This window comes from Myroides odoratimimus, from assembly GCF_004337635.1.
Lineage (GTDB): Bacteria > Bacteroidota > Bacteroidia > Flavobacteriales > Flavobacteriaceae > Flavobacterium > Flavobacterium odoratimimum.
The window spans coordinates 2,165,500-2,178,814 of record NZ_CP037427.1 but is presented as its reverse complement, the minus strand read 5'-3'; the positions used below and the strand labels follow the sequence as shown (position 1 = coordinate 2,178,814).

Annotated in this window: 11 protein-coding genes; 3 read left to right on the top strand and 8 right to left on the bottom strand. The window is 33.3% G+C overall.

From position 1 onward, the window contains the following. Positions 1 to 9: 9 nt before the first annotated feature. On the bottom strand, positions 10 to 1,380 hold the full coding sequence (hisS, locus tag E0Z07_RS09980; protein ID WP_131540641.1) for a histidine--tRNA ligase: 1,371 nt from the start codon (positions 1,378 to 1,380) through the stop codon (positions 10 to 12). A gap of 186 nt (positions 1,381 to 1,566) precedes the next feature. On the opposite strand from hisS, the gene E0Z07_RS09975 reads away from it, so the two are divergent. Then, on the top strand, positions 1,567 to 2,808 hold the full coding sequence (locus E0Z07_RS09975; protein ID WP_207893703.1) for an ABC transporter permease: 1,242 nt from the start codon (positions 1,567 to 1,569) through the stop codon (positions 2,806 to 2,808). Between the two features lie 163 nt (positions 2,809 to 2,971). On the opposite strand, the gene E0Z07_RS09970 is transcribed toward E0Z07_RS09975, so the two are convergent. Beyond that, the gene (locus tag E0Z07_RS09970; protein WP_131540640.1) at positions 2,972 to 3,667 is read right to left on the bottom strand and encodes a pseudouridine synthase; all 696 of its coding nucleotides are present in this window, start codon (positions 3,665 to 3,667) and stop codon (positions 2,972 to 2,974) included. A 170-nt stretch (positions 3,668 to 3,837) separates the two neighbouring features. On the opposite strand from E0Z07_RS09970, the gene yiaA reads away from it, so the two are divergent. Further along, positions 3,838 to 4,320, top strand: coding sequence for an inner membrane protein YiaA (gene yiaA / locus E0Z07_RS09965; RefSeq protein ID WP_131540639.1), 483 nt, complete (start codon positions 3,838 to 3,840; stop codon positions 4,318 to 4,320). A gap of 77 nt (positions 4,321 to 4,397) precedes the next feature. Here the strand turns inward: yiaA and E0Z07_RS09960 are convergent, their stop codons facing one another. From E0Z07_RS09960 to E0Z07_RS09945, 4 genes are read right to left on the bottom strand one after another with little or no spacing between them, the layout of a single operon-like run. Beyond that, positions 4,398 to 7,055 carry a peptidase associated domain and porin domain-containing protein gene (locus E0Z07_RS09960; RefSeq protein WP_131540638.1) on the bottom strand — a complete coding sequence of 886 codons (2,658 nt, stop codon included), beginning with the start codon at positions 7,053 to 7,055 and terminating at the stop codon, positions 4,398 to 4,400. Between the two features lie 26 nt (positions 7,056 to 7,081). Beyond that, complete coding sequence (locus E0Z07_RS09955) at positions 7,082 to 7,867, bottom strand: GLPGLI family protein (RefSeq protein ID WP_131540637.1); 786 nt, start codon at positions 7,865 to 7,867, stop codon at positions 7,082 to 7,084. Between the two features lie 4 nt (positions 7,868 to 7,871). Further along, a complete protein-coding gene (locus tag E0Z07_RS09950; protein WP_131540636.1) occupies positions 7,872 to 8,678 on the bottom strand; it encodes a GLPGLI family protein in 807 nt (268 codons plus the stop codon). Positions 8,679 to 8,715: 37 nt separating this feature from the next. Next, a complete protein-coding gene (locus E0Z07_RS09945; protein WP_131540635.1) occupies positions 8,716 to 9,564 on the bottom strand; it encodes a GLPGLI family protein in 849 nt (282 codons plus the stop codon). Positions 9,565 to 9,965: 401 nt separating this feature from the next. Here E0Z07_RS09945 and E0Z07_RS09940 point away from each other — a divergent pair, with 401 nt between their 5' ends. Next, the gene (locus E0Z07_RS09940) at positions 9,966 to 11,384 is read left to right on the top strand and encodes an MATE family efflux transporter (RefSeq protein WP_131540634.1); all 1,419 of its coding nucleotides are present in this window, start codon (positions 9,966 to 9,968) and stop codon (positions 11,382 to 11,384) included. Between the two features lie 52 nt (positions 11,385 to 11,436). Here E0Z07_RS09940 and E0Z07_RS09935 read toward each other — a convergent pair whose 3' ends face one another. Both E0Z07_RS09935 and E0Z07_RS09930 read right to left on the bottom strand, forming a co-directional pair. After that, entirely contained in the window at positions 11,437 to 11,889 is a 453-nt protein-coding gene (locus tag E0Z07_RS09935) for a GNAT family N-acetyltransferase (RefSeq protein WP_131540633.1), read from the bottom strand. A gap of 189 nt (positions 11,890 to 12,078) precedes the next feature. After that, the gene (locus tag E0Z07_RS09930) at positions 12,079 to 13,296 is read right to left on the bottom strand and encodes a DUF4374 domain-containing protein (RefSeq protein ID WP_131540632.1); all 1,218 of its coding nucleotides are present in this window, start codon (positions 13,294 to 13,296) and stop codon (positions 12,079 to 12,081) included. Positions 13,297 to 13,315 lie beyond the last annotated feature (19 nt).

Below are 13,315 nucleotides of genomic sequence, written 5' to 3'. Positions count from 1 at the left end.
AACTATTCGTTATTTTAATTTAGCAATCAGTTCTTCTAATGATAATACCTCCTGCTCACCTGATGCTAATTCTTTTAGTGTATATTTCTGATCTGCGATTTCTTGAGATCCTACTAACACTGCATAAGGAATTCCCTTCTTATCTGCGAATTGGAATTGCTTACCTACTTTAGCTTTATCAGGGTAAACTTCTGTACGGATACCAGCATCTCTTAGCTTCATCACTGCCTGTACTCCATAGCTCATCTCTTCTTCTCCCATGTTTAAGAACATCACTTTAGAAGATGCACTTACTGTCTCTGGGAATAAATTTAACTCTTCCATCACTAAGTAGATACGGTCTAAACCGAACGAAATACCTACCCCACTCATATCCTTAAGGCCAAAGATACCTGTAAGGTCATCATAACGACCACCTCCACCTATAGAACCAATCTGTACTGTATCAGGTGCTCCAATCTCAAAGATCGCTCCTGTATAATAATTAAGTCCTCTAGCTAAAGTCACATCTAAGTTTAGCTTCGCTGTCTGTAGCCCGATAAGCGCTACTTCTTTTCCTACGAATGCTAATTCTTCTACACCTTTTAATCCTTCTTCTGATGATGCTAACATCACACGTAGTTTCGCTAATTTCTCATCAAAGGTACCTGTGAAGTTAAACAATGCTTTTACTTTTTCAATAGACTCTGCAGCAATTCCCTTTTCGATCATTTCTGCTTTTACTCCATCTTCCCCGATTTTGTCAAGTTTATCAAGAGCTACTGTGAAGTCTATTAGTTTATCACTCGCATCAATCACCTCAGCAATACCAGCTAATATCTTTCTATTGTTTAGTTTTATAGTTACCCCATTTACTCCTAATGCGGTGAATACTCTGTCATATAAAGTAACGAACTCTACCTCTTGCCACAGTGATTTAGACCCGATCACATCAGCATCACACTGATAGAACTCTCTATATCTACCTTTCTGTGGACGGTCTGCACGCCATACAGGCTGCATTTGGTAACGTTTAAAAGGGAAGTCTAACTCATTCTGGTGCATTACTACATAACGAGCAAAAGGCACAGTCAAGTCATAACGCAATGCCTTCTCCGAGATCTGATTCGTTAGTTTTAAACTATTCTTACTCTCTAATACAGTCTCATCTACTTTACTTAAATAATCTCCTGAGTTTAAAATCTTAAAAATTAAACGATCACCCTCTTCACCATACTTACCAAGTAGTGTATCAAGGTTTTCGAAAGAAGGAGTCTCGATGGGATGGAATCCAAATTTCTCAAATCCATGTCGGATAGTCTGCATGATGTATTGTCTTCTTGCTACTTCTGTTGGAGAAAAGTCTCTTGTACCTTTTGGAATTCCAGGTTTCTTTGCCATCTCTAATTAATTTTTATGTATTATTATTAGACAAAACTACTACTTTTTTTAAAATCCTCCTATTGAATCAGAGGGGTAAGTATGAGTATTTGTCACTTATTTTAAGAAAAGAAGGTAACTGTGAAGTTTAAACTTTTTTTGTGTATTTTTACTTCTAACAACTATATTAATTACTCCTACCTCTATATGTTTAAAATCGGAATCGAAAACATGAGAATCGCCTTGACAAGTATTAAGAGTCAGATACTCCGTACTTGTATTACTGTGTTTATCATAGCGATCGGTATATGGGCATTAGTAGGAATATTAGCTGTAGTATCTGCTCTGCGCAATACAATATTAGATGACTTTGCTTCTATGGGGGCGAATACATTTACGATATTGAGATATGATGTCGCAGATAGAATGACAAAGAATCAATCTATAAAAAAAATTAACCCTGTTATTACCTACAGTGAAGCACAAGCATTTAAAAAAGAATTCTTATTTCCTTTCGCTAATGTGTCTCTGTCTTTTAACGCTGCTTCAAATATTGAAGTCAAAAATGACTTCATGAAAACAGATCCTGAAGTCCCTATTATTGGATGCGATGAGAACTACTTATCCAATAGTGGATTAACTGTCACAGAGGGTAGAAATTTTAGTTACACTGATATTGCTAATGATCACTTCGTATGTATTATCGGTTCTGACTTTTCTAAAAAGATGTTTAAAGACCAAAGTCCTATAAGTCAAATTATCTCTATCCGAGGGTACAAATTTAGAATAATAGGTATGCTGAAAGAGCAAGGAAGTACTTTTGGTCAAAATGAAGACCAAAGAATCTTTATCCCAATAAAGATTGCTCGTTCTATATTTAATACTGCACATGGCAATTATGATATTAAAATAGGTCTATTACAAGATAACTTGCTGAATCAAGCCATAGATCAGGCTACTATAGACTTTAGGAATATCAGAAAACTAACTCCTGCACAACCTTCTAATTTTGGTATTGAACGCAGTGATGATTTGATACGCTCTATGATGAAACAAGTGAATATGCTGAATGCCGCTGCTTGGGTAATCGGTCTGATTACAATACTAGGGTCGTCTATAGCACTAATGAATATCATGCTCGTATCTGTCACTGAACGTACACGAGAGATAGGTGTACGCAAATCTCTAGGTGCTAAAAAGAAAACAATAGCAATACAGTTCTTTACTGAGACGATTATCATTGGTCAGTTAGGTGGGCTATTAGGCACCTTACTTGGTATCCTAACAGCTTATGCTTTAGCCCAAGTCATGAACTTTAGTTTTACAGTGCCGTGGACAGCTATCATAGCTGCTTTTACCACTACCTTTATCGTTGCTATAATCTCAGGACTGTACCCTGCTATGAAAGCTGCTAAGCTAGATCCAGTAGAAGCATTGAGATATGAGTGATGTTTATTTGTGAAATCGTGAAATCGTTTTTTTGTGATGGTGTGATGGAGAAATATCTCACTGACTTTGCGCCATTATAACACTATTATCTTATTTACTATGACACGTAAGATATTGCCTCTACTTTATGTAGTGGACGTAATATACACAGTTAACTGTCAACCTAATAATACTGTTCTAAGTCAAAGCCTAGTACAGCGTTATACTTGCGATACTGATCATCAATAGTGGCTCTAAGTTCTATGACCTCTTTCGTAACAGGATGTGTGAATTTCAGTTCTAATGCATGTAATAACATCGCTCCTAATCCATGTGTATCAAGCCAAAGCTTATTCTGTTTATTACATCCATGTGGGCGACTACCTAGAATAGGATGAAAGATATGTTTAAAATGTTTGCGCAATTGGTGTTGTCTTCCTGTCTCAGGATAAGCTTCTACCAAAGAATAACGAGAAGTCAAGTGCTTTCCAAATGGCATTTCTACTTCTACTCTTTGCAAGGTTTTATAATATGTTTTTGCTTCTTGATTTTGGCCATTGTCATTCGTTAGAGCATAATCAATTGTCTCTTCATCTATCGTAAATCCCCTGACGATAGCAATGTACTTCTTCTCTACACTACGGGTAGCAAAGTCATCATTTAGTTGTTTTAAAATCTCTTTATCCAAAGCAAACAATAATACTCCTGATGTCTTTCTATCTAAGCGATGCACAGGATAGACATACTGCCCTATCTGATCTCTTAAGATCTGGATAGCATACTCCTGGATGTCACTTGCTATAAAAGATTTGTGTACTAATAAATCACGTGGTTTATTAATAGCTACAATATACTCGTCTTGGTAAAGAATTTCTAACATCTTGCAAAGATAAAAAAGCAATAAAAACAATCACTAAAAACAATACAACCTTATTAGTATTACTATAAGAATCACAAGCAACAAATAATTAAACAAAACACAATTAAATAAAAAAAACAATGTTAATTTTATTAATTTATACATATATTTACTTCTTTAATATAAAAAATATGATAGAAGAAGAAAAAACAGAAACAAGTAATACAACGCCATCTAGTACTACCAGTAGAGTACAGCTACAAAATGATACTATTAATCTAGAAAGATTTAAACCTTCAGCGATATACATATTAGTAGCTTGGATAGCTTTAGGACTTGGAATTACTAGTTATTGTGTAGGTCTGTGGAATGCAGAGATTTTATTAAGCGAGAAAGGTTTTTACTTTACACTTATATTATTTGGGTTATTTGCAGTAGTTGCTCTACAAAAAAGTGTTAGAGATAAAATAGAAGGTGTACCTGTTACCCCTATTTTCTATACACTAGGATGGATTGGTACCATGGCAAGTATAACATTGCTAACTATTGGGCTAATCAATGCTGAAATGACTTTAAGTGAGAAAGGGTTCTATGCTATTTCTTACTTATTATCACTTTTCGCTGCTGTGAGTGTTCAAAAGAACGTACGTGATTTAGAGAATTTCAGTAAATAACTTTTATAAGATCACTTTACAACAAAAAGAAAACCTCCAATCTTTTAATTTAGATTGGAGGTTTTTTATATTCTATTTTAAAAATTAAATCGCACAGATACTAAAAATTGTGAAGGTCTTAGTTTAAAGTTAGTTGTTGATGTCTGTATACTATTGATTACTACTTGTTCGTATTCTTTTGTATTCAATATATTATTCCACTCGAAGTCAAAGTCTATCTTCTTCTTATTCCACTTAAAGCGATACATAACATCCATAAATCGGTTAGTAAACTTCTGATTATTAAATATGTTTTCTTTATAATCTAGCTTCCAAATAAAACTATGTGATTTAAATGGAATAAAGTCTATACGTAAGTTATGTGAGTTACCATAAGAATGTGTTGACTGCTTCATATCCTTTCGCTCTGTCTCCATATAATTAAAATCATAAGTAAAGTTTAACCAATCAAAATAATTATTTGTCAATTGTAATCCGTAATTATAGTTATAGGTATTCACATCTCTTAGGTACTCATTTACTAATATCTCTGACTTACCTTTATTAACTGAAAAACTTCCTTTAATATTAGAGCTATACTTACTAAAGAACTTACCTAGGTTAATATTAGCACTTTGATTATTTGAAATGTTCTTTTGCTCTAAAGCTTCTAAAACAGACTGTCCATTCTCATCAATTGTCTGTGATAATATAATCTTTCTCTCTTGGTAGTTATTATTTAAAGCCCCATTAAAGAATATTCCGTTAAAAGGATTTTTAAACTCAAACCTAAACCAAGAAAAAATACTCTGTGTGTCTTCTATCTTCGCCTTATATGCTGTAAAGTTTAATCCACTAAAAATATAGTGACTGTACAGTTGGTCAAGAGGGGTATAACTAGTACTCAAGTTACTTCCTCCTCTTAATGTCCACATATTATTAATCTTATATGACAGGTATAGTGATGGTGAGAAATCTACTGCATTCTTTGTAGTCTTCGTATCTATAGACTTATCTTCTAGCTTCATAGATGACCATATAATAGGTACAGTAAATGTCATATCCCACGACACTCCCTTAAAGTTAATGCTAGAATTTAAACGATTTACAAATCTATTGTAAGTCAAATCATTCTGATAACTATCCCCTAGCCAAACAGACTGAGTATCATATCCGTATAAGTCTGTCTCAAAACGCTTATTCTCATACAATAAACTATACTCTTCTGTAAAAGTCCACTTTCTGTACTTCCACGAAAGTGATAAAGCATTCTGTGTATAGAAAGTATTGTCTAAGAATGATTGATTTAATAAATCGTATTTCTTCAAATCTTGATCTGGGAAGTTCACATTGCCATTCGCTACCACATCATAATCTTGTTTATCTCTAGTAAAGTCAATGATAGACTTAAAGTTAGCAAACTTATTACTACCTACTGGTACTAGTGTACTCAATGAATTCTGTAAGGTAAAAGAAGGAGATAATACACTCTGATTAATAGGATCGTTATTCTGTAATAATAGTCCTCTTTCTTTATTTCTACTTACATTAATCGTTATATAATCTTTTAAGTAATTGTCTTTTGTATTCTTGGTAATCGTAAACTTAGAGTTAAATACTTCTTTAAAGTATCTGTTCTCATCTTGTCTACTATATCTAATTACATCACTGACATTGCCATTTGCGTCTAAATTTCTAATCTCTGTAGATTGTGCTCCTGATTGCTTAACCTCATCATTGTTATAAAAAGCATTCGTATTCATCTCTATCTTATCTGTAAACTTCACTAAGAAGTTAGCCGACACATAATGAGATCTATTGTCTAAATAACGTGATTTAGCAATACCAGGAGCAGACGTTGTACTCATAGACAGCGCCTGGCCTGTACTCTTCGTATAATTATAAACATCAAAAGAACCAAAAGAGCCAAATGCTCTAAACTTATTAGTAAGGTCTTCTCCTGTATTATTAGTATCATAGCTTACTAAGTACTGTAATCCTTTACTAAAAAACATCGGAGATATAGTACTATTCCATAAGAAGGGATCACCACCTACTCCTATCTTAGCACTACCGCTTAAACTTATTTTATTCTTTAATCTAATATTAATAGCAGGACTCTCTGAAGGTACTTTTCCTTCTAGCATCTTAATCGGTTGATGGTTTTCTATTACCTCTAGCTTGCTAACATGAAGATTAGGCAAGGCTTTAGTAATAGCCCCATATCTTCCTTGCATTAGGTCTTTCCCTTCCACATAGAACTTATTTAGAGGCTTACCTTGATATTCTATTTCTCCATTACTCTTCACCTCCATTCCTGGCATCTTCTTTATCACATCTTCTAATACTCTATCATTCTTCCCTGCAAATTTGCTAAGATCAAATACTAGAGTATCATTGTGTTGAGTAATAGGAGAAGCTTTAACGAATATTTCTTCTAATTGTGTAAACTCATCTACTAACTGAATTTGAATATCCTGAGACTTATTCTCAATCACTTTTTCAAATACACTGTAGTTCACTATAGATGCCTTGATCTTTAATGTTGCTAGAGCAGATTTGATAGGTATCTGATAAGTTCCTTTACTATCCGTCATCTCATAAGCTATTACAGCATTAGTCTCTGGATTAAGTATAGAAACAATGACATTAGATAATGCTTGTTTATTCTCACCATTTACTTTTCCCTTTAGAACTACTTGTGCCTGTAAAGGCAATACTATCATAAAGAAAAGTATGTATATTGCATATTTCATCGTTAATAAGGTCGTTTGGTTAATTACTAATAGAACTCTATAGGGTTAGGCTCTTTGCCAAATTTCTTAGTCATAAAATCAGAAGGTTCTTTATCATCATTCATTAACTTCCCTCCTCTTTCTTGTATAACTTGCATAAAAGACTTGTTTGCATTCAAAGTCTTAATACGTTTTAACTGTTTATCTGTTATCTCTTTATATTTATAATATTCACCCATCTCAACCCAATAATTATTTACTCTCATACTCCCAGTAAACTCAAATACATAATCTTGATTACTATCTTCTGCTTTTACTACAAAACCTGGCAAATTCTTAAACTTATAAGGTCCTTCTATAATAGCCATCTCTGTAGTGAACCATACTGTCCATATACGTCCACTTAGTTCTCCTGTAGCCTTCTGTACTTTCATACCGTGATAATCTTCTATCTCACTTGAGATAGTCCATTGAATAAGATTAAGAGGCTGTTTAACTTTATAAAAATCAAGATAATTCACCACTTCATATAGTAACATTTGTTTACTATCCTTAGTGACTAACCAAGTGACTCTTGAGTCTTTGCCTGTATATTCCTCTTCTGTTATATCAGATACAAATTCGCTATAGGACAAATCAGATACAAATACAGAATTACTCCCGTCTATATCCAGATAGAACTTCTCTGTAATAGGAAAACTATCAGGCATTACTTTTACATCATAAGGCTTAAAAGTCAATGAGTACTCATAACGCATAAAGTCTTTTTTCTCTTGAGCCATACTATGAATAGATACTAAAAATAGTACAACACATCCTATTAAATACTTCATAAGTTTACTTTTTTAACCATTCAAGGTAATTACTACTATTTCCCACTTTCTTATTTAGCATCTGTTGATTCTCAACAGTATCTTCAAAATTAACAATCATACCTTGACTATCTAAATTCTGCTTAACTGTCATATTCGCCTTAACCTCTCTTAGCTTGACTAACTCACTAGTTTTATATAATCCAGCCTGTTTATATTCGTTGAAGTCTACTGGTATTTCGACTTTCTCACTCTTTCTAAACTCAAAAACATAATCTTCCTTATCATCCTGTGCTTTGACTACAAAACCTGGCAGGTTCTTAAACTTATAAGGCCCTTCTATGATAGGAATTTCAGAAGTAAACCATACTGTCCATATACGCCCATTCAGTTCACCTATAGCCTTCTGTACCTGCATACCTTCAAACTCCTCTACAGTATCATCTATATTCCATTTGACCTGATTAACTGGACTTTCTATCTTCAACATAGTACCACTCACATTCTGAACATAGAATAATTTATTAGCTTCCTTTACTAATACCGCTTCAAGCCGTGTCTGTTCATCAGCCATACTAATTGACTTACCTATTAGTCCGCTATTCTCTTTTTTAGCTAAACGTTCTACACGGCTAGCATATCCTTTAGAATAAAAACGAGAAGAAGTATCCCATACATCTAAGAATACAGACTCTGTAAAGATTTCGTCTGACTTAACAGATGGTTTAAACGTTGCTTCATATTCATATCTCATTACCTCTATTTTCTCTTGAGCTAATCCACTTATACTAGTTATAAACGCAACTATACTAATCACTAACAATTTATTCATAATCTATAGTTTTTTATTATATGTGTTCCCTCACCTACTAATAGAACTCTATGGGTTTACTTTCTTTACCCATCTTCTTTTTAGTCATTTCATCCGTTATATCCTTTCCTTTTTCATCTACCATTTTAAAAGTCGCCGTACCTCCTCTTTCATTCATAATCTGTGAGAAGCTTTTATTTGCATTTACATTTCTAATCTTATCCCACTGCTTCTTATCTATTTTCATCGCTTTCTCTTGTTTATTTGACAACCAAAAATCAGTAGTAGCTCTCTCGCTCTTTAAGAACTCAAACTTATAATCACCTGTACTATCCTCTGCTTTGACTACAAATCCAGGTAAATTCTTAAACTTATACGGTCCATCTATCAAAGGGATATCTTGAGTAAACCACACAGTCCAAGTACGTCCACTCAGCTCTCCTACCGCTTTCTGTACCTTCATACCATTGTAATCTTCTATATCTCCAGAAATACTCCACTTTATTAAATTACTAGGTTCTTCTACATTATAGGACTCTATACCAGAAGATGCATGAGTGTTTAATAATGTACAATTCTTATATACCGTCCATTTTACTCTACTCTTAAATTGACTTAAAGCCTGCATACGAACTGCAAAATCAGCATCCTTCTTAGCTCCTGTAGAGAACTCCATTAATGTTTCTTCTCTGCCAATATTTCCTTCACTAGCACATCTAGACTCACTTCCTTTTATATCTAGATAAATAATTTCTGTGCTACTCTGAAGTGCTTCCTCATCTCCAGTAGCACTAGTAGTTGGTAATGTTAATTGATACTCATATCTCATTACCTCTATTTTTTCTTGTGCATTAGCTAACATCACACTGCATAATGCTGTTACTGATATGTACATCGTCTTAATCATATTCTCTAGTTATTTATGGTTTATACTAACTACGATTTGATTTTATTAACATTTTAAACCCTTTCGAAATGATCCAATTAAATAAATATAACACTAATAAGTAAAAATTAATAAACATAATCAAATCATTAAAACAAAATACTGACTTATTATCATCAATATTTAACAACCCAAACTAACAACTATTTATTTAGTTTTACAACTAATTAAATAGTTTATGTACAAAATAATTATCCTTGTAAAAATACAACACTGTATTTCAATTACTTAAAAAAATAAAAACACAAATAAAATATTCTATTTATAAATACCATTGGAATAAAAAAGGTGTTAAATCATATCTTAATTACATAATCAACTTATATTTGAATCCTAAAAATTCCCTAGGCAATTCATTAAGTATGTCAACAACAACATTTAAATCAAAAAACAATATATTTTCTCTGATCAAACAGTCCTTCTCTAATGAGAACTTTGATTTGACTAATATGTCTATTAATAAAGCTGTTTTTCTATTAGCCATTCCTATGATGTTTGAGATGTTAATGGAATCAGTATTTGCTTTAGTTGACTTATACTTTGTAGGACATTTAAAAGAGAGTGCCTACGCTATACAAAGTGTAGGATTAACAGAGTCACTGCTATCTATTATTTACGCTATATGTATAGGGATTAGTATGGCGGCCACAGCTATAGTAGCTAGACGTATAGGAGAAAAAGATAAAGAAAAAGCGGCACAAAATGCAGCACAAGCCATCACGCTATCAATATTAATCACTATTGTATTAAGCGTATTAGGTTTTATCTATGCAAAAGACTGGTTACTTTGGATGGGGGCATCAGAAGCTTCTGCAGAATATGGATACAGATATACCAGAATTTTATTAGTCAGTTGTGTATCCATCATGCTATTATTCCTTATTAACGGAATATTTAGGGGTGCAGGGAATGCAGCCATAGCCATGAAAAGTCTTGGTTTTGGTAATATCATTAATATCATTCTATGCCCTATTATGGTTAGAGGCTGGTGGATATTTCCAGAAATGGGATTAGAAGGAGCTGCTTACTCTACAGCTATAGGACGTAGTATGGGAGTTGTGTATCAGTTGTATTATCTATCTAAAAAAGATTCACTTATCCAGTTAAAATTAAAGTACTTCAAAATACAATGGGATATGACCTGGAATATCATCAAGATCGCTGTACCAGGTATGGTGCAGTATATGATATCTACTTGTAGTTGGGTTATTCTTGCACGCATAGTAGCGCAAAGTGGAGGAGAAATAGGCTCTTCAGGTTTCTTGACATGTTTACGCCTTCTTGTTTTCTTTATTCTTCCTGCATGGGGATTGAGTAATGCTGCCTCTACTTTAGTTGGTCAAAACTTAGGAGATAACAATCCCGAAAGGGCATATAAATCAGTGATTGCAACTTTAAAATACAATGTCTTCTATATGGCTATTGTCACAATTATATTCTTTAGTATGGCCGAGATTTTAGCTTCCTTCTTTACAACTGATGAAGCTATTAAAGCAGTTGCTAAGGAAGCAATGTATATAGGAGCTATCGGTTTTATAGCTTATGGAGCAGGAATGACCTTGATGAATGCCTTTAATGGAGCTGGAGATACTGTTACCCCTACGATAATAAATATAGTTGGGTTCTGGTTATTTCAGATTCCTTTTGCTTATTTAATGACTTATCATTTTAATTTTGGTTCTACAGGAGCTTTTATAGCTATCCCCTCTGCCGAATTAGTAATCGCTATTCTTGCCTTTATTTTATTTAGGCGAGGTAAATGGAAACAGAAGAAAGTATAATAAAAATGCCTTAACAGATGATGTTAAGGCATTTTATCTATTTAGTATATTCTTATGCCTTTCTGATCATATCTACATGTGGTATACCATCTTCTAAATACTCTTCAGAAGAAGCTACAAAGCCAAATGAACCATAGAATTTCTTCAAATAACACTGAGCTCCGATCTGAATATCTTGAGCTCCAAACTCCTCTTCTATCTTATCTATAGCATGTTGCATTAAGATACGACCATAACCGTCCTTGCGATAATCTGCATGTACAGCTACTCTTCCTATAGCTATTTCTGGATAACTAAGTCCTGGAGGTACAATGCGAGCACAAGCAATAACTTGATCTAACTTTGTTGCATATATGTGTAAACATTTTTTATCCTTACCATCTAATTCAGGATAAGGACAGTTTTGTTCTACCACAAATACATCCGTACGCAAACGCATAATATCATATAATTCACTCACGGTCAACTCATCAAAGGCTTTGGTATGCCAATGGATACTATTCATAACTCAATACTTTAAAGTCTATTATTCAAAGATAATTATTACTATCTAAGTTATCCAAAATATTATATAGATATCGTTTGTCTTAATAAAAAAACAGTAATCACGTTTCCGTGATTACTGCTTCAACAACTTATTATACTCTGAATTTGCCTAATTCAAAACACGCTAACTAATTTATTTTAACTGCTACTATTGTACAGACTCTAATTTAGAGATAGCTGTTACATCACTAGCATTCTCAATTGTAATACCTTTCTTAGCAATACCTGTTGCAACATCAATATTGTATACTTGGAAACGATTAGTCTTTTCTATTCTAGCTACGTAGTGTACAGTTTTTTTATCCTTCTCTACGTATATTTTTTGTTTATATGCCATTTGTTCATGTTCTGCTATAGTATCAATCCACTTAATAGATTTAGTAGATACATTAACTATAGCTAACTTAGTAACACCTGACCAAGTACTCTCAATATTCTTATCTACAAAGAAGCTCACTAAGAACTCATTACCTCCAATGTACTCTGCACGAGATAACTTATGTCCTCCTGTTGCTTTTTGTACATCAAAGAAGTATCCTTTATCTATCTCGTGATTCTTAATTCTAATAAATGCAGAAGGATTCTTAGACTTCTCTGCTGGAGACCATGCATATACAGATCCATCTTCTACTTGCTGAACACCATTCATCCCAAACCAGCTTCCTATTACTCCGGTTCTATCATCTATAATAGTTTTACTAACTTTAAGACTTGGATAATCAACTACTGCAATAAACGTATTGTCTCTATACTTGGTATCTCCTTCTTTAGGTGATACAGAATAAGGGATATATATTTTATCCGTACCTACCGAAAAGATTCCATTAATGTTATATGCATTAGACTCTTCATCTTTATATTTCAACTTAGTAAAATCAATTGCTCCTTTATGAGTCATCTGTTTTAACTCTGTATTAATAGCAAATAAGTTTCCATCTAAAGTAGCACTTACAACCTCTGAATTTCCTATATTCCCATAACTTCCAATTGTTTCTGTAACTAACTTAGTTCCTTGCACTATTTCATTCTTAGCATTTAAACTATAGAATGTCAATGGGCTTTGTCCAGTGAATCCGTATACAGCAGCCATTAATTGATTATTTTGTACGAAGAATGAATACGAATCAGTTTCGATACCATTGTTCTTATCTATTTTTATCACACCTTCTGCCAATGATGACGCAGTCGCTATATATTTTGTTCCTCCTTCTTGTCCTGTCAAGGAGTTAATCACAAATACATAAGAACTAGCTTTTTTACCTTCTTCAGGAGTTGTTGGTTTTTCTGGTGATGAGTTGTCATCACTACTACATGATGCTATTAATACAAGTGATAATAGCCCTAGTGTTTTTTTTATGATATTCATATTATATTAATTATGTTTT

Coding starts and splice junctions, on each gene's coding strand:
- yiaA (WP_131540639.1), top strand. CDS start 3,838: ATGATAGAAGAAGAAAAAACAGAAACAAGTAATACAACGCCATCTAGT.
- E0Z07_RS09930 (WP_131540632.1), bottom strand. CDS start 13,296: ATGAATATCATAAAAAAAACACTAGGGCTATTATCACTTGTATTAATA.
- E0Z07_RS09960 (WP_131540638.1), bottom strand. CDS start 7,055: ATGAAATATGCAATATACATACTTTTCTTTATGATAGTATTGCCTTTA.
- hisS (WP_131540641.1), bottom strand. CDS start 1,380: ATGGCAAAGAAACCTGGAATTCCAAAAGGTACAAGAGACTTTTCTCCA.
- E0Z07_RS09955 (WP_131540637.1), bottom strand. CDS start 7,867: ATGAAGTATTTAATAGGATGTGTTGTACTATTTTTAGTATCTATTCAT.
- E0Z07_RS09950 (WP_131540636.1), bottom strand. CDS start 8,678: ATGAATAAATTGTTAGTGATTAGTATAGTTGCGTTTATAACTAGTATA.
- E0Z07_RS09935 (WP_131540633.1), bottom strand. CDS start 11,889: ATGAATAGTATCCATTGGCATACCAAAGCCTTTGATGAGTTGACCGTG.
- E0Z07_RS09970 (WP_131540640.1), bottom strand. CDS start 3,667: ATGTTAGAAATTCTTTACCAAGACGAGTATATTGTAGCTATTAATAAA.
- E0Z07_RS09940 (WP_131540634.1), top strand. CDS start 9,966: ATGTCAACAACAACATTTAAATCAAAAAACAATATATTTTCTCTGATC.
- E0Z07_RS09945 (WP_131540635.1), bottom strand. CDS start 9,564: ATGATTAAGACGATGTACATATCAGTAACAGCATTATGCAGTGTGATG.
- E0Z07_RS09975 (WP_207893703.1), top strand. CDS start 1,567: ATGTTTAAAATCGGAATCGAAAACATGAGAATCGCCTTGACAAGTATT.